This window comes from Janthinobacterium sp. 75, from assembly GCF_004365495.1.
Lineage (GTDB): Bacteria > Pseudomonadota > Gammaproteobacteria > Burkholderiales > Burkholderiaceae_D > Janthinobacterium.
In genome coordinates, this window is sequence record NZ_SORD01000001.1 from 533160 (window position 1) to 554762 (window position 21603).

Genomic DNA, 21603 nt, shown 5'->3' on the forward strand with positions numbered 1-21603 from the left:
CACCTGTCCCAGGCAGTTTGCTACAACTACGAATTACTTTTCCAGGCCTGCAGGCGGCCAGTTTTCCAGCTTCATGCCCAAGGTCAAGCCGCGCGATGCCAGCACTTCCTTGATTTCGTTCAGGGACTTGCGACCCAGATTTGGCGTTTTCAGCAGTTCGTTTTCCGAACGTTGGATCAGGTCGCCGATGTAGTAGATGTTTTCCGCTTTCAGGCAGTTCGCCGAACGCACGGTCAACTCCAGATCGTCGACTGGACGCAACAGGATAGGATCGACCAGCGGAGCGCGCGATGGCGCTTCGGCGGCAGCTTCCGTGCCTTCCAGGGCAGCGAACACATTCAACTGGTCCACCAGAACGCGGGCCGACTGGCGGATCGCTTCTTCCGGCGAGATCACGCCGTTGGTTTCGATGTTGATGATCAGCTTGTCCAGGTCGGTACGCTGTTCAACGCGGGCCGATTCAACGAAGTACGATACACGGCGCACTGGCGAGAACGACGCGTCCAGGATGATGCGACCGATGGTCTTGTTCGTGTCTTCCGACAGGCGACGCACGTTACCAGGAACGTAGCCGCGGCCTTTTTCAACCTTGATCTGCATGTCCAGCTTGCCACCGGCGGTCAGGTGGGCGATCACGTGGTCAGGGTTGATCAGTTCGACGTCATGCGGCAGGTCGATGTCGGAGGCCAGGATCGCGCCTTCGCCTTCTTTTTTCAGGGTCAGGGTTACCGAATCGCGGTTGTGGACTTTGAAAACCACACCCTTCAAGTTCAGCAACAGATCGACGACGTCTTCTTGCACGCCATCGAGGGAGGAATATTCGTGGACGACGCCAGCGATCGTCACTTCGGTTGGCGCATAGCCTACCATCGACGACAGCAGAACGCGGCGCAACGCGTTACCCAATGTGTGGCCATAGCCGCGCTCGAACGGCTCCATCACGACTTTGGCGTGACCGGCACCGAGAGCTTCAACATCGATAATACGTGGCTTCAACAAACTGTTTTGCATGAAATGTCCTTTTCAATACCCTCGGCTCATTACACCGATAAGGCTGATGGCATTAGTAAAACGCCCACTCGATCGAGTGGGCGGTGATGGTGCTAACTACTATTAACGCGAGTACAGCTCGACGATCAGCGATTCGTTGACGTCGTTAGCGATTTCGTTACGCTCTGGCAGGGACTTGAAGGTACCTTCCATTTTCTTGGCATCAACCGAAACCCAGCTAGGCATGCCGACTTGTTCAGCCAGCGACAGTGCTTCAACGATACGCACTTGCTTTTTCGATTTTTCACGAACAGCAACGATGTCGCCAACTTTGACAGCGTACGAAGCGATGTTGACAACGATACCGTTCACGGTGAACGCTTTGTGGCTGACCAATTGACGCGCTTCAGCGCGGGTCGAGCCAAAGCCCATGCGGTAGCAAACGTTGTCCAGACGCGTTTCCAGCAACTTCAACAGCGTTTCGCCGGTGTTGCCTTTACGACGGTCTGCTTCAGCGAAGTAGCGGCGGAATTGACGTTCCAGCACGCCGTACATGCGCTTGACTTTTTGCTTTTCGCGCAGTTGGTTACCGTAGTCCGAGGTGCGGGCGCCGGATTTGACACCGTGCTGGCCTGGTTTGACGTCCAGTTTGCACTTGCTGTCCAGCGAGCGACGTGCGCTCTTCAGGAACAGGTCAGTACCTTCACGGCGGGAGAGTTTTGCTTTAGGTCCGATATAACGTGCCACGATACTTCCTTTTTTTAATGATAACGCCCCAGCCACATGCATGATGAAACACACTGATGCGGTTAGGCGCTAGTCTGATTTGGTTTCAATCAGACGGTGGCTGAAAACGAAAAACCCGTCAAATTGAATTTGACAGGCAAGAACAGCCGGGCAGTATAACCGTTTCCGGCTCCCTGCTCCAGCGATTTCACACAACTGTACTGAGTTACAACAGACAGCAAAGCAGCTGGCGCCGAAGCGCCCTCTGCAACACTATCTTAGATACGACGACGTTTCGGTGGACGGCAACCGTTGTGCGGTACCGGCGTCACGTCCTGGATCTCGGTGATCTTGATGCCCAGGTTGTTCAGCGCGCGAACGGCGGACTCACGACCAGGACCTGGGCCCTTGATACGTACTTCCAGGTTCTTGACGCCACACTCAACAGCCACTTTACCAGCGGCTTCCGCGGCGACCTGCGCTGCGAACGGGGTCGATTTACGCGAACCCTTGAAGCCTGCACCGCCGGAGGTAGCCCACGACAAGGCATTGCCTTGACGATCGGTGATGGTAATGATGGTGTTATTGAACGAAGCGTGGACATGTGCAATGCCTTCAGCGACGTTCTTTTTAACTTTTTTACGCACGCGTGCTGATGCGGCGTTATTTTGCGACTTAGCCATAATTATTCCCTAGCGGATTATTTTTTCAGCGATTGAGCGGCTTTACGCGGTCCCTTGCGGGTACGTGCGTTCGTACGCGTACGCTGGCCACGGCAAGGCAGACCCTTACGATGACGCATGCCGCGGTAGCAACCCAGATCCATCAAACGCTTGATGTTCATGGACAGTTCACGACGCAGATCGCCTTCGACGATGAATTTACCTACTTCATCGCGCAGTTTTTCCAGTTCGCTGTCATCCAGATCTTTGATCTTTTTGTTGGTTGCTACACCGGTCGATGCACAGATTTTCTCTGCGCGTGGACGGCCCACACCGTAGATGGCCGTCAGGCCGATAACGGTATGCTGATGATTTGGGATATTAACCCCTGCAATACGTGCCATTTGTTATTCCTCGATTAACCTTGACGCTGCTTGTGACGTGGTTCCACGCAGATTACGCGGACTACGCCTTTGCGCTTGATGATCTTGCAGTTGCGGCAGATCCGCTTGACTGATGCGAGAACTTTCATTTTTGGGCTCTTTCTTTCGCTTCTTTGGTTTGATTCAGTGTGTTACTTGGTACGGAACACAATGCGGGCTCGGCTCAGGTCGTACGGCGTTAACTCCACCGTCACCTTGTCTCCAGGGAGAATGCGAATATAGTTCATCCGCATTTTACCTGAAATATGCCCGAGCACCACGTGTCCGTTCTCCAGCTTCACTCGAAATGTTGCATTTGGGAGATTCTCAAGAATCTCGCCCTGCATCTGTATGACGTCGTCTTTTGCCATTCGGTATGTTTACCGCGCTTAACGCGTCGGAATTCCGCCCTTGAAATTTGCTTTGCGCAGCAGCGAATCATATTGCTGCGACATCACGTAGTTCTGTACTTGCGCCATGAAATCCATGGTGACAACTACAATAATCAATAAAGAAGTACCGCCGAAATAGAATGGTACTTTCCACTGGGCTTGCATAAATTCCGGCAATAAACACACCAGGGTGATGTAGACTGCGCCGGCAAGTGTCAAGCGTGTCAGGATCTTGTCGATGTAACGGGCTGTTTGCTCGCCTGGACGGATCCCGGGAATGAACGCACCGCTTTTCTTCAAGTTATCCGCTGTTTCCTTGCTGTTAAACACCAGCGCTGTATAGAAGAAACAGAAAAACACGATAGCCACTGCGTACAACAGCGCATGGATAGGCTCACCAGGCCCCATCGATGCTGCCAAATCTTTCAAGAACCGCACCGCAGGGTTAGCGTTGTCGGCGCCCTTTGAAAACCAGTCCACGATAGTGGCCGGAAACAAGATGATCGAAGAAGCAAAGATCGGCGGGATCACGCCGGCCATGTTCAGCTTCAACGGCAAATGGCTGGTTTGACCGCCATAAATCTTGTTGCCTACCTGGCGCTTCGCGTAATTGACCAATATTTTGCGCTGACCACGTTCGACGAATACAACGAAGTACGTTACCAGTGCTACCAGAATCACGATGAAAATCGCGCTGAAGCTGCCGATCGAACCATTCGACACCTGAGTGAACAAGCCACCCAACGCCGACGGCAGACCTGCTGCAATCCCGGCAAAAATGATGATCGAGATGCCATTACCCAAACCACGCTCGGTAATTTGCTCACCCAACCACATCAAAAACATTGTACCGGTCAACAAAGTGACGACCGTCACGAAGCGGAATGCAAGACCAGGTTCCAACACGAGACCAGCTTGCGACTCCAGTGCGACTGCAATGCCCAACGCTTGGAACAGTGCCAGGGCAACCGTGAAATACCGGGTGTACTGGGTGATCTTGCGACGACCTGCTTCGCCTTCTTTTTTCAACGCTTCCATCTGCGGTGACACGATCGACAGCAACTGCATGATGATCGAGGCCGAGATATAAGGCATGATACCCAGCGCAAACACTGTAAAACGAGACAAGGCACCGCCCGAGAACATGTTGAACATGCCCAGGACGCCGCCTTCGTGCTCCTTGAACAGCGAGGCTAATTGTGTCGGGTCAATCCCGGGAACCGGGACGTGAGCACCGATACGATAAACCACCAATGCGCCAAGCAAAAACCAGAGCCGTCCCCAAGGGAAACCGGCCGCTGCACTTTTAGCAAGTTGTGGATTAGTCGCCAATTTTCGCTCCGATCAAGCTGTTAGCGGTCAACTCAGGCTACCGAGCCGCCGGCTGCTTCGATGGCTGCTTTCGCGCCAGCGGACACTTTCAAGCCCTTCAAATTCACCGCTTTGGTGATTTCGCCGGACAAGATCACGCGCACGTCACGGGCCAACACGCCCAGAACGCCAGCTTGCTTCAAGACCAGAATGTCGACATCGCCAACAGCCAGGTTGTTCAGATCGGACAGGCGCACTTCAGCTTTGAAGGTTGCGTGCATCGATTTGAAACCGCGCTTAGGCAGACGGCGTTGCAGAGGCATCTGACCGCCTTCGAAACCGACTTTATGAAAGCCGCCCGAACGCGATTTCTGACCTTTGTGACCACGACCCGAGGTTTTACCCAGGCCGGAGCCGATACCGCGACCGACGCGACGCTTGTAGTGCTTAGCGCCTTCGGCTGGTGCAATAGTATTCAATTCCATGATTTGCTCCGTTCGTGTAAGCCCGAAGGCTTACCCGACAACTTTAACGAGATACGATACTTTATTGATCATGCCGCGTACGGATGGGGTGTCTTGCAATTCGGAAACCGAATTTACACGACGCAGACCCAGACCGCGCACGGTAGCGCGATGCGATTCGCGCGTACCGATCAAGCCCTTGACCAATTGCACTTTGACTGTGTTTGTCATTTTGTCCACCTTAAGCCAGAATGTCTTCGACCGACTTGCCGCGTTTGGCAGCGATATCGGAAGCAGTGCTCATTTTCGACAGGCCGTCCAGCGTAGCGCGTACCAGGTTGTATGGGTTGTTCGAACCGGTGGATTTCGCCACCACGTCCGTCACGCCCATCACTTCGAAGATAGCGCGCATTGCGCCACCAGCGATAACGCCAGTACCAGGCTTAGCTGGGTTCATCAGGACCTTGGAGGCGCCGTGACGACCAACAACCGTGTGATGCAAGGTACCGTTTTTGAGCGGTACTTTGATCAGGTTGCGACGGGCTTCTTCCATTGCCTTCTGCACGCCAACTGGCACTTCTTTCGATTTGCCCTTGCCCATGCCGACGCGGCCATCGCCATCACCAACTACGGTCAGCGCGGCGAAACCCATGATACGACCACCCTTGACCACTTTGGTCACGCGGTTGATCGCGATCATTTTTTCGCGCATGCCATCATCCGGCTTGTCGCTTTGCATTTTTGCTTGCATTTTTGCCATGATTGATCCTTAGAACTTCAGACCGGCTTCGCGTGCGGCTTCTGCCAACGCTTTCACACGGCCGTGGTAACGGAAACCGGAGCGGTCAAACGCAACTTCGGTAATCCCTGCTTTCAACGCTTTTTCAGCGACGCGCTTGCCGATCAAGGCTGCAGCAGCGGCATTGCCGCCTTTGCCGGATTGGCCTGCCAGTTCAGCGCGAACTTCCGCTTCAGCCGTCGAGGCCGAAACCAGGATTTTTGCATCCGGGCTGATCAGGTTGGCGTAAATGTGCAGGTTGGTGCGATGCACCGACAAGCGATTTACTTTCAATTCCGCAATCTTGATGCGGGTTTGGCGTCCGCGGCGAAGCCGTGATTCTTTCTTATCCATCGTCAGCCCCTAATTACTTCTTCTTGGTTTCTTTAAGCTTAACCACTTCGTCCGCATAGCGAACGCCCTTGCCTTTATAAGGCTCAGGAGCGCGGTAAGCACGAACTTCAGCGGCTACCTGACCAACCTGTTGACGGTCGATACCTTTAATCAGGATCTCGGTCGGGGTTGGTGTTGCGCAGGTAACGCCAGCTGGCATGTCATGCACTACAGGGTGCGAGAAACCCAGGGACAGATTCAACTTGTCGCCTTGAGCTTGCGCCTTGTAACCCACGCCTACCAGGTTCAGCTTTTTCTCGAAACCCTTGGTGACGCCAACAACCATGTTGTTGACCAGTGCGCGCAGCGTGCCGGACATGGCATTGGCTTCGCGGCTGTCGTTCGCCACGTCGAAACTCAGGGTTCCTGCATTGTTTTCTACTTTGACCTGACCGGTAAGGGCCTGGGAAAGTACGCCCAGCGGGCCTTTTACGGTGATCGCTTGTGCGGAGATGGCGACTTCGGCGCCAGCTGGCACTACGATAGGCATTTTAGCTACTCGAGACATGTGTAACTCCTTAAGCCACGTAGCAAATAACTTCGCCGCCGACACCGGTAGCGCGTGCTTTGCGGTCAGTCATGACGCCTTGCGGAGTCGACACGATCGCCACACCCAAGCCATTCATCACAACAGGGATCTCGTCTTTACCCTTGTAGACGCGCAGACCCGGACGGGACACGCGCTCCAAGCGCTCAATAACGGGACGGCCAACATAATACTTCAAACCGATTTTCAGTTCCGCTTTGCCACCAGCTTCGGCAACAGCGAAATCTTCAATGTAACCCTCGTCCTTCAGGACGCTGGCAATCGCAATTTTGACTTTCGACGATGGCATGGCCACGGTCGTCTTTTGCACGCCTTGTGCATTGCGAATGCGGGTCAGCATATCGGCGATAGGATCGCTCATACTCATTGCATATTCTCCTATTACCAGCTTGCTTTTGTCATACCCGGAATTTCACCACGCATGGCGAATTCACGGAGCTTGATACGACCCAGACCGAATTTACGGAATGTGCCGCGCGGACGACCGGTGATGGCGCAACGATTACGTTGACGCGTCGGGTTCGAGTTACGTGGCAGCGCCTGCAATTTCAGGCGAGCTTCGTAGCGCTCTTCTTCCGATTTCGATTGGTCATCGACGATGGCCTTGAGAGCTTCGCGCTTAGGGGCGAATTTCGCCACCAGGTCAGCACGCTTGATCTCACGATTAATCAGTGACAGTTTGGCCATGATCAGTTCCTGAAAGGGAATTTAAAGGCGGCGAGCAAAGCTTTGGCTTCGTCATCGGTCTTAGCGGTTGTCGTGATGCTGATATTCATACCGCGCAACGCGTCAATCTTGTCGTATTCGATTTCAGGGAAAATGATCTGTTCCTTGACACCGATGTTGTAGTTACCACGACCATCAAATGCACGGCCGTTCACACCACGGAAATCGCGTACGCGCGGCAGAGCCACGGTAATGAAGCGATCCAGGAACTCGTACATGCGAGCGCCGCGCAGGGTGACCATCGTACCGATCGGGTAACCTTCACGGATTTTGAAGCCTGCGATCGCTTTGCGGGACTTGGTGGTCACTGGCTTCTGGCCGGCGATCTTGGTCAAGTCAGCAACTGCGTGCTCGAGAACTTTTTTATCCGCGATAGCCTCACCAACACCCATGTTCAGGGTGATTTTGGTCAGGCGTGGAACTTCCATTACCGACTTGTAACCAAACTTGCTGGTCAGGTCGGCAACGACTTTTTCTTTATAGAATTCTTGGAGACGTGCCATGATTTCTTAAGCCTTCACTACTTCGCCGGAGGATTTAAAGATGCGGACTTTCTTGCCGTCCACTTCTTTGAAACCCACGCGATCTGCCTTGCCAGTCGCTGCATTAAACAATGCAACGTTGGACACGTGAATTGGCATGGTCTTATCGACGATACCACCAGTTACGCCAGTCATCGGGTTTGGCTTAGTCGCTTTTTTAGCGATGTTAATGCCATCAACCACGATATGTTCAGCATCGATACGCTGCTGTACCACACCACGTTTGCCCTTGTCTTTCCCGGTCAGAACGATGACTTCGTCGTTTTTACGAATCTTATCCATTACGACTCCTTACAGGACTTCCGGTGCCAGGGACACGATTTTCATGAACTTCTCAGTACGCAGTTCGCGTGTGACAGGTCCAAAAATACGGGTACCGATCGGTTCCAGCTTGGCGTTCAACAGAACGGCGGCGTTGCCGTCGAACTTCACCAGGGAACCGTCTTGGCGGCGAACACCTTTAGCGGTGCGCACAACCACGGCGTTATAAATTTCACCTTTTTTGACACGGCCACGTGGCGCAGCAACCTTAACGGTTACCTTGATCACATCGCCAATGCCAGCATAACGGCGCTTGGAGCCGCCCAATACCTTGATGCACATTACTTCTTTGGCACCGGTATTGTCAGCCACTTCGAGCCGGCTTTCAGTTTGAATCATAGTATTCTCTTTCCCAACTTAAGCCGAAGAATCCACACAATGTAGACCCACGGTCAGTCTTGGTCCCGCCAGAGCCGCCCTGCTGGGCTTCACTGTTTGGGTGCATGACCTTCATACATCAACTGACCGCGAATGCTACTGTCTGTGGCCAGACACTTTGCGGCGTTACATGAACGAAGCCCGCAAGTATTACATACAATTTGCGGGCCTGCAAGTACTAATTAAAACCCACCGCCGAAACGGTGGTTTTTATTTAAACGGTTGGTGCGGCTTGAACCACACGTGTCACCGTCCATGCCTTCGTTTTGGAGATCGGGCGACCTTCCTGGATCTCGACCGTATCACCGGCCTTGACTTGGTTGGTCTCGTCATGCGCGTGATACTTGTTCGAGCGCATGATGATCTTGCCATACAAAGGATGTTTTACGTGGCGCTCGATCAGAACGGTAACGGTCTTGTCCATCTTGTCCGAAACCACTTTACCGATCAGCGTGCGCTTGAGCGACTGTTTCACTGGTTCGTTCATTTGGCTTCCTTCAGATTCATTACCGTCTTCACACGCGCGATATCGCGGCGTACCTTCTTGAGCTGCGAAGTGTTGCTCAGCTGCTGCGTAGCGATTTGCATGCGCAGGCCGAACTGTGCCTTCAACAGGTCATTCAGCTCTTTTTGCAGAGCTGGCTGGTCCTTGCCGCGGAGTTCAGATGCTTTCATATACAACTCCAATTATTGGCCGACTTGGCGGATGACAAACGTCGTCGCCAGTGGCAGTTTAGCGGCGGCAAGACGGAATGCTTCCCGTGCCAGCGCTTCATCAACGCCATCCATTTCGTACAGTACTTTGCCTGGCTGAATTTCAGCGACGTAGTACTCAGGATTACCTTTACCGTTACCCATACGGACTTCAGCCGGTTTGTTCGAAATCGGTTTGTCCGGGAAAATACGGATCCAGATACGGCCACCGCGCTTGATGTGACGCGTCATTGCACGACGCGCCGCTTCAATTTGACGCGCAGTGATACGACCGCGCGCAACTGCCTTCAGACCGAATTCGCCAAACGACACGGCGGTGCCGCGGCTGTGCGAAATACCGGTGTTACGGCCTTTCTGCTCTTTACGATACTTTCTGCGTGCTGGTTGCAGCATGATTATTCTCCTGCTTTCTCAGCTGGTGCTGCTGCGGCGGCCGGTTTAGCGGCGGTACGCACACGTGCACCTGGTGCTGTGGATGGTTTCGCACCGGCACCGGCTGGACGTGGACGGCCAGCTGGCTTGCCATCGTCACGGCGTGGGCCGCGGCTTTTCTTCTCGTCAGCTGGGGTATCGATGACTGGTGCATCGCCGTTAGGCGCGCGGTCACCTTTGTATACCCACACCTTGACACCGATGATGCCGTAGGTGGTCGACGCTTCGCTGGTACCGTAGTCGATATCGGCGCGCAGGGTATGCAGAGGCACGCGGCCTTCGCGGTACCACTCTTTACGCGCGATTTCGATACCGTTCAGACGGCCGGACGACATGATCTTGATACCGAGAGCACCCAGGCGCATTGCATTTTGCATTGCACGCTTCATGGCGCGGCGGAACATGATCCGTTTTTCCAGCTGCTGAGCGATCGAATCGGCGATCAGTTGCGAGTCGATTTCTGGCTTGCGAATTTCTTCGATGTTCACGTGAACAGGTACGCCCATGATCTTGGTCAGCGCGGACTTCAGTACTTCGATGTCTTCGCCTTTTTTACCAATGACCACGCCTGGACGCGAGCTGTAGATCGTGAATCGCGCGTTCTTGGCTGGGCGCTCGATAACGATGCGGCCAACGGAAGCGTTCTTCAGTTTCTTTTTCAGGTAAGCACGTGCTTTCAAGTCTTCGTTCAGCATGGCAGCGAAATTACCGTTGCCTGCATACCAGCGCGAAGCCCAGTTACGGGTGACCGCCAGACGGAAACCGGTTGGATGAATTTTCTGACCCATCGTGGCTCCTTAGTTACCGACAGTCACGTAAACGTGACAGGATTGTTTCGAAATACGGTCGCCACGGCCTTTTGCACGCGCGGTGAAGCGCTTCAGGACGGGGCCCTTTTCGACGTAGATCGTTTTCACGAACAATTCGTCGATGTCCGCGCCATCATTGTGCTCGGCATTCGCAATAGCGGATTCCAGAACGCGTTTGATGATCGCAGCACCTTTTTTCGGGCTGAATTGCAAGATGTTGAGTGCAGCGTCAACTTTCTTGCCACGGATCAGGTCAGCAACCAGGCGGCCCTTTTGGTCCGACAGGCGCACACCTTTGAGGATAGCTTTAGTTTCCATTATTTCTTAGCCTTTTTGTCAGCTGCATGGCCCTTGAACGTACGGGTCAGTGCGAATTCGCCGAGCTTGTGACCAACCATGTTTTCGGAAACATAAACCGGCACGTGCAGCTTGCCGTTATGAACCGCGATCGTCAGGCCGATGAAGTCAGGCATGATTGTCGAACGACGCGACCAGGTTTTGATTGGCTTTTTGTCTTTGGCTGCTTGCGCGGCTTCAACTTTTTTCACCAGGTGGGCGTCACAGAACGGCCCTTTTTTCAATGAACGTGTCATGTGCTACCCCTTATTTCTTGCCGCGGCGCGAGACGATCATGGAAGTCGTACGCTTGTTGCTGCGTGTTTTCTTACCCTTGGTCTGTTGGCCCCATGGCGAAACTGGATGACGACCAGCTGCTGTTTTACCTTCACCACCACCGTGCGGGTGATCGACCGGGTTCATGACCACACCGCGAACGGTAGGACGAACACCGCGCCAGCGCATCGCGCCAGCTTTACCGATTTTACGCAGGCTGTGCTCGGCATTGCCGACTTCACCAACCGTTGCACGGCACTCGATGTGCACGCGACGTACTTCACCCGAGCGCAGACGCACTTGAGCGTAGGTACCTTCACGCGCCATCAGCACAACACCAGCACCAGCGGTACGTGCCATTTGGGCACCTTTACCTGGCAGCATCTCGACGCAATGCATCACGGTGCCGACTGGGATGTTACGGATTGGCAAGCAGTTACCCGATTTGATCGGTGCTTCCGAACCGTTCATCACGCTGTCGCCAACGGCCATGCCTTTGGTTGCGATGATGTAGTGACGTTCGCCGTCGGCGTAGCACAGCAGAGCGATATTCGCGGTGCGGTTTGGATCGTATTCGATACGTTCCACTTTCGCTGGAATACCATCTTTGGTGCGCTTGAAGTCGATCAGGCGATAGTGTTGCTTATGACCACCACCGATATGACGGGTGGTGATGTGACCGTTGTTGTTACGACCAGCGGTCTTGGATTTCTTTTCAACCAGGGCAGCGAACGGACGACCTTTGTACAGATCTGGGTTCACCACCTTTACCATGCCGCGACGGCCTGGCGAGGTTGGTTTCATCTTAACGAGTGCCATTATGCAGCCTCCTCGGAGAAGTTGATTTCCTGGCCAGGCTTCAGGCACACGAAAGCACGCTTGGTATGGTTACGACGACCGTTGAACTTGCCGGTGCGCTTTTGCTTACCTTCGCGGTTTGCAGTTTGCACGGACAGAACTTCAACCTTGAACAGCAGTTCGACCGCTGCCTTGATTTCAGGCTTGGTTGCATCCGGCAGTACGCGGAATACAATTTGCTCGTTCTTTTCCGCGACCATGGTGGCCTTTTCGGAAATGACCGGCGCCAACAGCACCTTCATCAAGCGTTCTTCGCTATGTTTCAAAATCGCGCTCATGCCAGCATCTCCTCAATCTTAGCCAATGCAGCTTTGGTGACCAAGATCTTCTTGTAGAACACCAGGGACATCGGGTCTGCGTGACGTGGCTCAACGACGAGTACGTTAGGCAGGTTGCGCGATGCCAGTTCCAGGTTTTCGTTCAGAACGTCGGTGATGATCAGAACCGAATCAAAGCCCAGGCCGCTCAATTTTTGCGACAGCAGCTTGGTTTTTGGCGCGTCGATCGTCAGATCGTCGATGACGATCAGGCGCTCTTCGCGAGCCAGCTGCGACAGGATCGAGCAGATACCTGCGCGATACATTTTTTTGTTCACTTTGTGGGTGAAGTTTTCGTCAGGCGAGTTCGGGAAAATCCGACCACCGCCGCGCCACAGTGGCGACGACGACATACCAGCACGAGCGCGGCCGGTACCTTTTTGGCGCCATGGCTTTTTCGTCGTGTGGTGAACTTCTTCACGGTCTTTTTGCTTGCGGTTACCACTACGTGCATTCGCTTGATAAGCGATGACGACTTGGTGGATCAGCGCTTCATTGTAGTCACGGCCGAAAATCGTATCGGCTGCAGCAACGTTCGAGGCGGCTTGACCTTGCGCATTCAGAAGCTTGAGTTCCATCGTTTAAGCTCCCTTCTTGGCTTTGGTTTTGATGGCTGGCGAGACAACTACCTGGCCATTTTTCGCACCTGGAATCGCGCCTTTGACCAGCAACAGCTGACGGTCGGCATCGATACGGGCGATCACGAGGTTCTGGATCGTACGGTTAACGTCACCCAGATGACCGGTCATGCGCTTACCAGGGAAAACGCGACCTGGATCTTGTGCCATACCGATGGAACCTGGAACGTTATGCGAACGCGAGTTACCGTGCGTTGCACGGCCAGAAGCGAAGTGGTAACGTTTGATAACGCCTGCATAGCCTTTACCGATGGTAACGCCTTGCACGTCGATCTTTTGACCGACTTCGAACAGGGAAGCAGCGACAACATCGCCAGCTTTCAGTTCAGCGGCTTTAGCAGCGTCGACACGGAACTCTTTCAACAGAGTACCGGCTTCAACACCAGCTTTAGCGTGATGACCAGCAACAGCTTTGGTCACGCGGGAAGCGCGACGTTGACCGAATGCGACCTGAACAGCGGAGTAACCATCTGTTTCAGGGGTTTTGATTTGCGCAACACGGTTGTTCGATACGTCCAACACGGTGACCGGGATCGAATCCCCTTCATCCGTGAAAATGCGCATCATACCAACCTTGCGACCGAGAAGGCCTAGGCTCATTTTTTCTCCATTCCCACCTGCGATTGGGCGGGGCTTGTTTAACTACAAAGTAACGTAGGACTCAAAAAAGACGAATCCATACCGAAGCCGGCTAGTATATAGCACAAAAACCCTTGACGCAACAAGTTAACACGAGGTATGTCAAAGTGTTGCGCGACGCCCCTGCGGGAGTTGTCGGCGGGCTTGAAAAACGCTGCTGCAAGGCAATGCAAAGCACCCAAAGCGCGGCCGCATGCGGCCTTGAAGCGATGAACAGCGCGCGCGGCACACGCTGGCAGCGACAGAAACAACGAGGGCGCGTACACAGCATACGCGCCCTCTTCACCTCGTCAATCACGCATGGTGCACACGCGGGCGCACCTCATTTCAGACCTTGCACTGCTCGATGCAATGCTTGTAAATCATCTCACAGATGGGACTGGAGGCCGAGCCGGGCATGCCGCCCGAACACACATTGGCCCGGATGGCACACTCCAGCGTGCAGTCATTGCCGGCAAACGCATACGAAGCGCTCAGGCCGAGCGCAAACAGGAAGGCCGTGGTGTTCTTGATCATGGTATGTCTCCGTTCGGGTTATCTACAAAATGATGGAAGAACCGGCAGGACCGCCACGCCATCACGACACTACGGACGGCCCGCCATTACTAAAAAAGTAACACCAATAGAATACCGTAAACAATACCAACCAAACACCAATTTATGTAGAAACCAGATAAGTTTATGCGTTTGGCGCGCTCGCCTTCAGCCATACAAATGGCGAGCCGCGGAATCATCTGCAACTCGCCAATGCCATGCCGCAGCCGGGCACATATCGCCGCCCTACTCTTGCGCTGATCCTCTGCCAATCTGATACCAGTCCACCTTGCGCGTTACCACCATGATGGCCGCCAGCACGGCAAACAATAGAATGCTGCCCATCACCAGCGCATTGTTTTCCGAGTTCAGCAAGCCGTACAAGGCGCCATACAGCACCATCAGGGCCACGCCAAAGCCGATCGCGCGCCCGGTGCTCCTGAGTACGTAAGTCAGGTAAAAGCTGGTCAGCACGATACAGGCGGCGCTGGCAATCAGATAGGCGGCGAGGAAGGCGATATGCTCGGCCAGGCCCACCAGCAGCAGGAAGAAGATCACCAGCGACAGGCCCACCAGCAAATACTGCACCGGATGGATCGGCAGGCTTTTCAAAATTTCAAAGATGAAGAAGGCGGCAAAGGTCAGCGCCACGAACAGCAATCCATATTTGGTGGCGCGGTCCGATTGCGAGTACACGTTCACCGGCTCGATGAAGCCGACGCTGAAGCGATCCACCCGGCCCAGCGGCGCACTGTCGAGCACCTTGAATTCCCCCTCGATGGTGCTCAGCTGCGTTTGCGCATTGCTGGCCAGCGACGAGATGTTCCACTCGGTCTGAAAGCCATCGGCGTTGATCTGGCGATATTTCGGCGACGGCAGGAAGCGCCCGCCAAACTGCGGATGAGGCCAATTCGACTTGATGCTGATCTGGCTGTTTTTCGCCACCGGCACGAAATGCTGGCGTTCGATGCCGTCCAGTCCCAGGTCAAAGCTGAATTTCACCTCTTGCGTTTGCGCCAGCGGCATGGCGCCCAGCGGCGCGTGCAGCCCGCTGCGGAAGGCAAACAGGTCGGTGCCCTGTTCAAACTCGATTTGGCGCCCACCCCAATCGATTTTCGGGATATTGTGAATGCCACGCACATCCTCGATCGATAGCGCAATGAAAGGCTGGCCGACGGCAATACGCGCGTCCGGCGTCTTGCGCGGCAGTTGGTCAAGACTCGGCACCGTGAAGTCGCCCTTGAACGCATGCTGGCCGCTGTACACCAGCACCTGGTGGATACCACGGTAGCGGCGGTCGGTCTCGATGGTTCCCACCTGCAGCAAAAGGTTCGGGTACACGAGCAAGCGGCGCTGCACCGTACGGCGCAGCAACTCCGTGCGCGCAGGCCCACTCTCTGCCTGTGTCTTGTCATCGCCCTTCCCCACTTCCACGCGCTCTTCATATTGTTCCGTGTAGGGGATCACCAGGATGGGGCCGATGATGGTTTGTTCGCGCACCGAATCGGCGGCGATGCTGTCGACGGCTTCCTGGCGGAATTCCATCCGCTCCTTGATCGTTTCCTGAATCATCAGCAAAGGCAGGCCGATCACCAGCATCAGGCCGAACACCATCAACGCTTTGACGAATAGAGTTTTTTGCATGGCGCATCCTTGAATAAAGAATGCCAGTGTAAAAAAGTTGTATGCGCTGACGATGCAGTCTGTGTGAAGCCGGCAAATAAAGTGCGCTGAGCCTAGGCCAGCGGCAGGCACAGGCGCGCGCAGGCGCCGCCCTCCGCATGATTGAGCACCTCGACCGCGCCGCCGTGCAGGGAAGCGACCTCGCGCACGAAGGGCAGGCCCAGGCCAGTACTCTTGCCCGCGCTCGGGCGCGGCAAGGAATAAAAGCGCTCGAAGACGCGTTCGAGCGCATACGCGGGGATGCCTGCGCCTTGGTCTCGCACGGCAATTTCCACCTGGCTGCCCTGGCAATGCGCCGTCAGATCGATGCAGCTGCCCGGCGGCGCAAAGCCGGCCGCGTTGTCGAGCAGGTTACCCAGGGCCTGGCGCAGCAGCAGGGCGTCCCCGGCCACGCTCGCCTCGTCCGCCTGCATCTGCAGGCGCACGCCGCGTGCCGCCAGGGTGGCGGCCGCGTCCTGCGCCACTTGCGCCAGCAACGGCCTCAGTGCGATGCGCTCGGGATGCTCCAGCCGCTGCTGCTTTTCCACGCGCACCAGGGCCAGCAGCTTGTCGATCAGCTGCCGCTGACGCGCGTTCTGTTCCAGGATACTGGCCAGGAACTGGCGCCGCTCGGCCGGCGGCATGTCTTCCTGCAGCAGTTCCGCCGAGGCCTGGATGGCGGCGATCGGGCTTTTCAACTCATGCGCCAGCGTGTGCATCAGCTGCTCCACATATTCCTTGCCTTCCAGGCGCGTGCGCATCGCCTCCAGCGCCCGGCCCAAGGTGCCAATCTCGTTCTTGCCCAGCGCCGGCAGCGCCACCTTGCGCCCTGCTTCCACGTCGCCGATGTAATGCATCAGCTTGCCCAGCGCATGGTGCAACCACCAGGCGAATGCCAGGCCGATCAGCAGCGACAGCAGCAACAGGATGGCGCCACGCTGCAATATCTTGCGCTGGCTGCGTTCGACAAACGCTTGCACGCTGGCATTCGGCTTGGCCACCGTCAGCACGCCGATCACTTCATTGCCGTCGCGAATCGGCGCGGCCACGTGCATCACCGTCGACATCTCGTCGTCTGGCCGGCTGCGCGTGCTGCGCGCGCCATACTTGCCCTGCAAGGTGAGATACACGTCATTCCAGCGCGAATAGTCGCGCCCTACGTCGCGCCCGCTGGAATCGAACAGCACGATGCCGTGCCGGTCCGTGATGGTAATGCGGTAATCGAGCGTGCGCTTGCGCACGCCATTGATATTGACGTCGACGCCATGGCGCGCGTAGTCCTGCATGCGTTCGGCTATGGGCGACTGTGCCAGCGTGCCCGCCGCCACGTCGGGCGCCACCAGGTTAGCCAGCAGTTGCGAGGTATCGACCAGGGTGTCTTCCAGGGTCGAGCGCACGCCAGGCTTGACCTGCTCCATGAAGACGTTCAACAGGAACCACGCGGCAAGGCCGACGATCAGGAAGTAGCCGAGCAGGATGCGCAGGCCGATCTTCATGCGCCGCTCAGGCTGTAGCCGAGGCCACGGTGGGTATGAATGGGATCGACCTGCGCATCGATGGCGCGCAGCTTGGCGCGCAGCGATTTGACATGCGCATCGACGGTGCGCTCTAGCGTGTCGGGCGCCCCGCTCCACACACGCTCCATCAGCTGCGCGCGCGACAGGACGTGGCCCGGATGCTCGAGCAAGGTCTTCAGCAACAGGTATTCATAGCGGGTCAGGTCCAGCGGCTGGCCGTGAAACAGTACTTTCGCCTCCAGCGCGCGCAACGCGAAGCGGGCCGGAGCGGTCGCGGCGACAGGCGCGGCTATCGCCATGCCAGTCTCGCGGGGCGCTGGCGCGACACCTGCGCGGCGCAGGATGACGCGGATGCGCGCCACCAGTTCGCGCGGCGAAAACGGCTTGGTGACGTAATCATCGGCGCCGATTTCCAGGCCGACGATGCGGTCGATCTCGTCGCTGCGGGCCGTCAGGAAGATCACTGGCACTTCAGAAAACTGGCGCAGGCGGCGACACACTTCCAGCCCGCTCATGTCAGGCAAGCCCACGTCGAGCACCACCAGAACGGGCATCTGCGCCGCTTCGCCGGGCGTTGGGCGCAGCGCGGCCAGGGCTTGCTCGCCCAACATCACATGACGCGGCGTAAAGCCGTCCGTGCGCAGGGCATAGGCGATGCTGTCGGCAATCGCCTGTTCATCTTCCACGATCAGGACAGTCTTGGACATGGCGGCGGCACGCATTAGTGGACAGACCCGGAGTATCCCCGACGCACGCAAGCGGCGTCAATCGCGCGCTTTGCGGTGCCCCGGCAAAAAGCCACCGAGCCAAAAAAACTTATAGTATATTTATTGCAGCATGACTCCACTGATACACCGTGTCCAACACCCGTCCGAGGAGACTATGAAGAACCATACCATCAGCCTGCTATGCGCTGTCAGCCTGCTGGCCGCCTGCGCGGCGCCAGCGACACTCACCACCTCCAACGCACAACACGACGCCTGCAACGCGGCCGAACTCAAGGGACAGTTTGGCGAAGCGGAACTGGCTTGCGTACAGGCGCTGCGCAGCGCCGAGCAGGCCGGTGCCAGCGCAGACATCCTCTCCCAGCGCCAGTACAACCTGGGCCGCATCAAGCGCTTGCAGGGCAAGAATGCCGAAGCGGAGCAACTGTACCGGCAAGCCCTGGCCACGGAAGAAGCGGCGCAGCCACGCAGCGAGGCGCGTGTCGGCCGTCGCACGGTGGAACTGGCGTCGGCGCTGGCGGCGCAAGGGAAGTGGCAGGAAGGCACGGGCTATCTGGAAAGCGTGCTACCGCTGCTGCCGAAGCTGTCGCCCGCTGCGCGCACGTATTCGGCGGAAGTGCTGCGCCAGTACGCCAGGCAGCTGCAAGGCGGCCCGCAAGCGGCGCTGGGCGTACGCTTTGCAGCAGTCGCGGCCAGCCTGCAATAAGTGGCCCCAGGGCCCGGCCTAGGACTGGGCGACGTGGATGCTGGCCTTGATGTGCTTGAGGTGGGCTACGATGGTGAACGTCATCACCACCAGCAGCGACCATGAGCTCCATTTGCTGACATGCACCACCGACCAGGCGCCAAGCTGGTTGGGATAGCGCCACACGCCCCAGAAGGTGCTGATGTTTTCGGCCAGCCAGATAAAAAAGCCGACCAGCACGAAACCGAGCAGCAAGGGCATGCTGCGGTCGCGGTCGAGCGGACGAAACACCACAGTGGTGCGCGCGTACAAGCCCAGCGCGCAGGCGGCCAGATACCAGCGATAGTCGCCGATGTAGTGATGGGTAAAGAAGTTGGCATAGATCAGCAGCGCGATCAGCACCGCCATCCAGTACGGCGGATGGTGGCGTATCCGCATGTCGAGCAGGCGCCAGGTCTGGATGATGTAGCTACCGACGGCCGCATACATGAAGCCGGAGAACAGGGGGACGCCGAACACCTTGCTGTAGGCGAAATCAGGATAGCTCCATGACTGGATCGACCCCGATACCTTGAACACCTCCAACGCGAAGCCGACCGCGTGAAACAGGCAGATGGCTTTCAACTCATCCCACGTTTCCAGCCCGCGCCAGACCATCGCGCCCTGGATCGCCAGGGCGACCAGCAGAAGCACGTCATAACGCGGTAGGCCGAACAGGCCGGCGCGCGGCACCAGGAACACGGCAGTAAAAAACAGCCCCACGAACAGGCACGACCTCGCCTCCTTGATGCCAAAATACAGGAATTCGGTCAGGAAACGCGGCCAGCCGCGCAAGCGGTTACGGGGCGCGGCATTTAACAGGTGGGTATCGAGGGCATTGAGCATGCCGGAACTTTATCGAGCGGCCGCAACGCTGTAAAGCAATTTTGCTCGCGTACGGCCTTGCAGCCATTGTCGACCTAGCACCAATAGCAATGGGGCCGGGCGCACTCACGATTGTGAGCAGGCCCGGCCCCATCATCAGACAGCGGGACACCCCGCCAGCCTGGAACAACTGTCAACACCTGATGCTACGGTATTGTCAGCTGCCCTTGAAACTCTTATTGCAGTTTGATTTCAACATCAACACCAGCTGGCAGGTCCAGCTTCATCAGCGCGTCAACGGTTTTGTCCGTTGGGTCAACGATGTCCATCAGGCGTTGGTGCGTACGGATCTCGAACTGATCGCGCGAAGTTTTGTTGACGTGCGGGGAACGCAGCACATCGAAACGTTGAATACGGGTAGGCAGTGGTACTGGGCCTTTGACGACAGCGCCGGTGCGCTTCGCGGTTTCAACGATTTCCAGAGCGGACTGGTCGATCAGTTTGTAATCGAAAGCCTTCAGGCGGATACGGATTTTTTGGTTTGGTGCCGACATGATATTTCCTTAAAAGAACGAACCGCGCAGTCTGCACGGCAATGAGGTCATACGGGAATTTCTGACGCAACAACCGTCAGGGTCGACATGATAGCACCAAAATGCTTGCCAACCCCGGCAGTTGAATAAAAAGAAGGGCGCCGGGCGACGACGCGTCTTCTTTTATGCAGGCTTAAGAATTAAGCCAGGATTTTTGCAACAACACCAGCGCCGACGGTACGACCGCCTTCGCGGATAGCGAAGCGCAGACCTTCTTCCATCGCGATCGGGTTGATCAGCTTGACGGTGATCGACACGTTATCGCCTGGCATAACCATTTCTTTGTCTGCTGGCAACTCGATCGAACCAGTCACGTCCGTCGTGCGGAAGTAGAACTGTGGACGGTAGTTGTTGAAGAATGGCGTATGACGGCCGCCTTCGTCTTTCGACAGAACATAGATCTCGCCGGTGAAGTGAGCATGCGGCTTGATCGAGCCTGGCTTTGCCAGAACTTGACCACGTTGCACGTCTTCACGCTTGGTGCCGCGCAGCAGCAGACCAACGTTGTCGCCTGCTTGACCTTGGTCCAGCAGTTTGCGGAACATTTCCACGCCGGTGCAAGTCGTTTTGACGGTATCGGTGATACCAACGATTTCGATCTCTTCGCCGACTTTAACAATGCCGCGCTCGATACGACCGGTCACAACGGTACCGCGACCCGAGATCGAGAACACGTCTTCCACTGGCATCAGGAATGCACCATCAACAGCGCGCTCTGGCGTTGGGATGTAAGCATCCAGCGCATCGGCCAGACGCAATACTGCGTCAACGCCCATTTCGCCTTCTTTGCCTTCCAGCGCCATACGTGCCGAACCTTTGATGATAGGCAGGTCGTCGCCTGGGAATTCGTACTTCGACAACAGCTCGCGCACTTCCATTTCAACCAGTTCCAGCAGCTCTGCGTCGTCGACCAGGTCGCACTTGTTCAGGAACACGATGATGTATGGAACGCCAACTTGGCGGGCCAGCAGGATGTGTTCGCGGGTCTGTGGCATTGGGCCGTCAGCTGCCGAGCATACCAGGATCGCGCCGTCCATCTGCGCAGCACCGGTAATCATGTTTTTGATGTAATCGGCGTGACCTGGGCAGTCAACGTGCGCGTAGTGACGCGTCGCCGTTTCGTACTCAACGTGGGCGGTGTTAATCGTGATACCGCGCGCTTTTTCTTCTGGAGCCGCATCGATCTGGTCGTATGCTTTAGCTTCGCCGCCGAATTTCTTCGACAGAACCGTTGCGATTGCAGCGGTCAGCGTGGTTTTACCGTGGTCGACGTGGCCGATGGTGCCGACGTTGACGTGCGGCTTGGTCCGTTCGAATTTACCTTTTGCCATTTTATTCTTCCTTAGAACAAT

The 21603-nt window shown here is 56.1% G+C and carries 35 protein-coding genes; 1 reads left to right on the forward strand and 34 read right to left on the reverse strand.

Annotated features, from left to right (window positions below):
* Positions 1–33: 33 nt before the first annotated feature.
* The 31 genes from rpoA to creB form a co-directional block, all read right to left on the reverse strand.
* Positions 34–1011: a DNA-directed RNA polymerase subunit alpha gene (gene rpoA, locus C8C89_RS02495; protein WP_008444343.1), complete on the reverse strand. Its 978-nt coding sequence runs from the start codon at positions 1009–1011 to the stop codon at positions 34–36.
* 102 nt (positions 1012–1113) lie between these two features.
* On the reverse strand, positions 1114–1737 hold the full coding sequence (gene rpsD / locus C8C89_RS02500; RefSeq protein WP_010394478.1) for a 30S ribosomal protein S4: 624 nt from the start codon (positions 1735–1737) through the stop codon (positions 1114–1116).
* A 257-nt stretch (positions 1738–1994) separates the two neighbouring features.
* A complete protein-coding gene (rpsK, locus tag C8C89_RS02505) occupies positions 1995–2399 on the reverse strand; it encodes a 30S ribosomal protein S11 (protein ID WP_010394475.1) in 405 nt (134 codons plus the stop codon).
* A gap of 17 nt (positions 2400–2416) precedes the next feature.
* The gene (gene rpsM, locus C8C89_RS02510; protein ID WP_046681666.1) at positions 2417–2782 is read right to left on the reverse strand and encodes a 30S ribosomal protein S13; all 366 of its coding nucleotides are present in this window, start codon (positions 2780–2782) and stop codon (positions 2417–2419) included.
* Between the two features lie 14 nt (positions 2783–2796).
* Positions 2797–2910: a 50S ribosomal protein L36 gene (gene rpmJ / locus C8C89_RS02515; protein ID WP_010394471.1), complete on the reverse strand. Its 114-nt coding sequence runs from the start codon at positions 2908–2910 to the stop codon at positions 2797–2799.
* Positions 2911–2952: 42 nt separating this feature from the next.
* Positions 2953–3171: a translation initiation factor IF-1 gene (infA, locus tag C8C89_RS02520; protein ID WP_005663428.1), complete on the reverse strand. Its 219-nt coding sequence runs from the start codon at positions 3169–3171 to the stop codon at positions 2953–2955.
* A gap of 18 nt (positions 3172–3189) precedes the next feature.
* The gene (gene secY, locus C8C89_RS02525) at positions 3190–4524 is read right to left on the reverse strand and encodes a preprotein translocase subunit SecY (RefSeq protein WP_010394438.1); all 1335 of its coding nucleotides are present in this window, start codon (positions 4522–4524) and stop codon (positions 3190–3192) included.
* A 32-nt stretch (positions 4525–4556) separates the two neighbouring features.
* Entirely contained in the window at positions 4557–4988 is a 432-nt protein-coding gene (gene rplO / locus C8C89_RS02530) for a 50S ribosomal protein L15 (RefSeq protein WP_034753211.1), read from the reverse strand.
* A 30-nt stretch (positions 4989–5018) separates the two neighbouring features.
* Positions 5019–5198 carry a 50S ribosomal protein L30 gene (rpmD, locus tag C8C89_RS02535; RefSeq protein ID WP_010394435.1) on the reverse strand — a complete coding sequence of 60 codons (180 nt, stop codon included), beginning with the start codon at positions 5196–5198 and terminating at the stop codon, positions 5019–5021.
* A gap of 10 nt (positions 5199–5208) precedes the next feature.
* Positions 5209–5727, reverse strand: coding sequence for a 30S ribosomal protein S5 (gene rpsE / locus C8C89_RS02540; RefSeq protein WP_010394433.1), 519 nt, complete (start codon positions 5725–5727; stop codon positions 5209–5211).
* A 9-nt stretch (positions 5728–5736) separates the two neighbouring features.
* Positions 5737–6099 carry a 50S ribosomal protein L18 gene (rplR, locus tag C8C89_RS02545; RefSeq protein ID WP_071079767.1) on the reverse strand — a complete coding sequence of 121 codons (363 nt, stop codon included), beginning with the start codon at positions 6097–6099 and terminating at the stop codon, positions 5737–5739.
* Positions 6100–6112: 13 nt separating this feature from the next.
* Positions 6113–6646: a 50S ribosomal protein L6 gene (gene rplF / locus C8C89_RS02550; RefSeq protein ID WP_034778281.1), complete on the reverse strand. Its 534-nt coding sequence runs from the start codon at positions 6644–6646 to the stop codon at positions 6113–6115.
* Positions 6647–6656: 10 nt separating this feature from the next.
* The gene (rpsH, locus tag C8C89_RS02555; protein WP_034753208.1) at positions 6657–7052 is read right to left on the reverse strand and encodes a 30S ribosomal protein S8; all 396 of its coding nucleotides are present in this window, start codon (positions 7050–7052) and stop codon (positions 6657–6659) included.
* Positions 7053–7066: 14 nt separating this feature from the next.
* Entirely contained in the window at positions 7067–7372 is a 306-nt protein-coding gene (gene rpsN, locus C8C89_RS02560; RefSeq protein WP_010394423.1) for a 30S ribosomal protein S14, read from the reverse strand.
* Positions 7373–7374: 2 nt separating this feature from the next.
* Positions 7375–7914: a 50S ribosomal protein L5 gene (rplE, locus tag C8C89_RS02565; RefSeq protein ID WP_010394421.1), complete on the reverse strand. Its 540-nt coding sequence runs from the start codon at positions 7912–7914 to the stop codon at positions 7375–7377.
* Between the two features lie 6 nt (positions 7915–7920).
* Positions 7921–8235, reverse strand: coding sequence for a 50S ribosomal protein L24 (gene rplX / locus C8C89_RS02570; RefSeq protein ID WP_034753204.1), 315 nt, complete (start codon positions 8233–8235; stop codon positions 7921–7923).
* Positions 8236–8244: 9 nt separating this feature from the next.
* Positions 8245–8613, reverse strand: a complete 369-nt coding sequence (gene rplN, locus C8C89_RS02575; protein WP_008444317.1) for a 50S ribosomal protein L14 — start codon at positions 8611–8613, stop codon at positions 8245–8247.
* Positions 8614–8866: 253 nt separating this feature from the next.
* Positions 8867–9139, reverse strand: a complete 273-nt coding sequence (rpsQ, locus tag C8C89_RS02580; protein ID WP_010394415.1) for a 30S ribosomal protein S17 — start codon at positions 9137–9139, stop codon at positions 8867–8869.
* Complete coding sequence (rpmC, locus tag C8C89_RS02585) at positions 9136–9327, reverse strand: 50S ribosomal protein L29 (RefSeq protein ID WP_010394412.1); 192 nt, start codon at positions 9325–9327, stop codon at positions 9136–9138. Before rpmC ends, rpsQ begins: the two co-directional genes overlap by 4 nt.
* 12 nt (positions 9328–9339) lie before the next feature.
* Entirely contained in the window at positions 9340–9759 is a 420-nt protein-coding gene (gene rplP, locus C8C89_RS02590) for a 50S ribosomal protein L16 (protein ID WP_034753201.1), read from the reverse strand.
* A 2-nt stretch (positions 9760–9761) separates the two neighbouring features.
* On the reverse strand, positions 9762–10586 hold the full coding sequence (gene rpsC, locus C8C89_RS02595) for a 30S ribosomal protein S3 (protein WP_034753199.1): 825 nt from the start codon (positions 10584–10586) through the stop codon (positions 9762–9764).
* A gap of 9 nt (positions 10587–10595) precedes the next feature.
* The gene (rplV, locus tag C8C89_RS02600; RefSeq protein ID WP_170840583.1) at positions 10596–10928 is read right to left on the reverse strand and encodes a 50S ribosomal protein L22; all 333 of its coding nucleotides are present in this window, start codon (positions 10926–10928) and stop codon (positions 10596–10598) included.
* Entirely contained in the window at positions 10925–11200 is a 276-nt protein-coding gene (rpsS, locus tag C8C89_RS02605) for a 30S ribosomal protein S19 (protein WP_008444295.1), read from the reverse strand. Before rpsS ends, rplV begins: the two co-directional genes overlap by 4 nt.
* A gap of 10 nt (positions 11201–11210) precedes the next feature.
* Positions 11211–12038, reverse strand: a complete 828-nt coding sequence (gene rplB / locus C8C89_RS02610; protein WP_010394400.1) for a 50S ribosomal protein L2 — start codon at positions 12036–12038, stop codon at positions 11211–11213.
* Positions 12038–12355 carry a 50S ribosomal protein L23 gene (gene rplW, locus C8C89_RS02615; protein WP_010394398.1) on the reverse strand — a complete coding sequence of 106 codons (318 nt, stop codon included), beginning with the start codon at positions 12353–12355 and terminating at the stop codon, positions 12038–12040. Before rplW ends, rplB begins: the two co-directional genes overlap by 1 nt.
* Positions 12352–12972 (reverse strand): 50S ribosomal protein L4, encoded by a 621-nt coding sequence (gene rplD, locus C8C89_RS02620; RefSeq protein WP_101483583.1) that lies wholly within the window; start codon positions 12970–12972, stop codon positions 12352–12354. Before rplD ends, rplW begins: the two co-directional genes overlap by 4 nt.
* Positions 12973–12975: 3 nt before the next feature.
* A complete protein-coding gene (gene rplC / locus C8C89_RS02625) occupies positions 12976–13632 on the reverse strand; it encodes a 50S ribosomal protein L3 (protein ID WP_010394393.1) in 657 nt (218 codons plus the stop codon).
* Positions 13633–13998: 366 nt separating this feature from the next.
* On the reverse strand, positions 13999–14187 hold the full coding sequence (locus C8C89_RS02630; RefSeq protein WP_133988819.1) for a hypothetical protein: 189 nt from the start codon (positions 14185–14187) through the stop codon (positions 13999–14001).
* A 264-nt stretch (positions 14188–14451) separates the two neighbouring features.
* Entirely contained in the window at positions 14452–15849 is a 1398-nt protein-coding gene (creD, locus tag C8C89_RS02635; protein WP_101483581.1) for a cell envelope integrity protein CreD, read from the reverse strand.
* A gap of 92 nt (positions 15850–15941) precedes the next feature.
* Positions 15942–17363, reverse strand: coding sequence for a two-component system sensor histidine kinase CreC (gene creC, locus C8C89_RS02640; protein WP_101483580.1), 1422 nt, complete (start codon positions 17361–17363; stop codon positions 15942–15944).
* Positions 17360–18091, reverse strand: coding sequence for a two-component system response regulator CreB (gene creB / locus C8C89_RS02645; protein ID WP_101484825.1), 732 nt, complete (start codon positions 18089–18091; stop codon positions 17360–17362). Before creB ends, creC begins: the two co-directional genes overlap by 4 nt.
* Positions 18092–18266: 175 nt before the next feature.
* On the opposite strand from creB, the gene C8C89_RS02650 reads away from it, so the two are divergent.
* On the forward strand, positions 18267–18815 hold the full coding sequence (locus C8C89_RS02650; RefSeq protein ID WP_166674661.1) for a tetratricopeptide repeat protein: 549 nt from the start codon (positions 18267–18269) through the stop codon (positions 18813–18815).
* 18 nt (positions 18816–18833) lie between these two features.
* On the opposite strand, the gene C8C89_RS02655 is transcribed toward C8C89_RS02650, so the two are convergent.
* From C8C89_RS02655 to tuf, 3 genes are all read right to left on the reverse strand, one after another.
* Positions 18834–19679, reverse strand: a complete 846-nt coding sequence (locus C8C89_RS02655; RefSeq protein ID WP_101483578.1) for a DUF817 domain-containing protein — start codon at positions 19677–19679, stop codon at positions 18834–18836.
* A 215-nt stretch (positions 19680–19894) separates the two neighbouring features.
* Positions 19895–20212: a 30S ribosomal protein S10 gene (rpsJ, locus tag C8C89_RS02660; protein WP_010394389.1), complete on the reverse strand. Its 318-nt coding sequence runs from the start codon at positions 20210–20212 to the stop codon at positions 19895–19897.
* 179 nt (positions 20213–20391) lie between these two features.
* A complete protein-coding gene (gene tuf, locus C8C89_RS02665) occupies positions 20392–21582 on the reverse strand; it encodes an elongation factor Tu (protein WP_101483553.1) in 1191 nt (396 codons plus the stop codon).
* Positions 21583–21603: the final 21 nt, after the last annotated feature.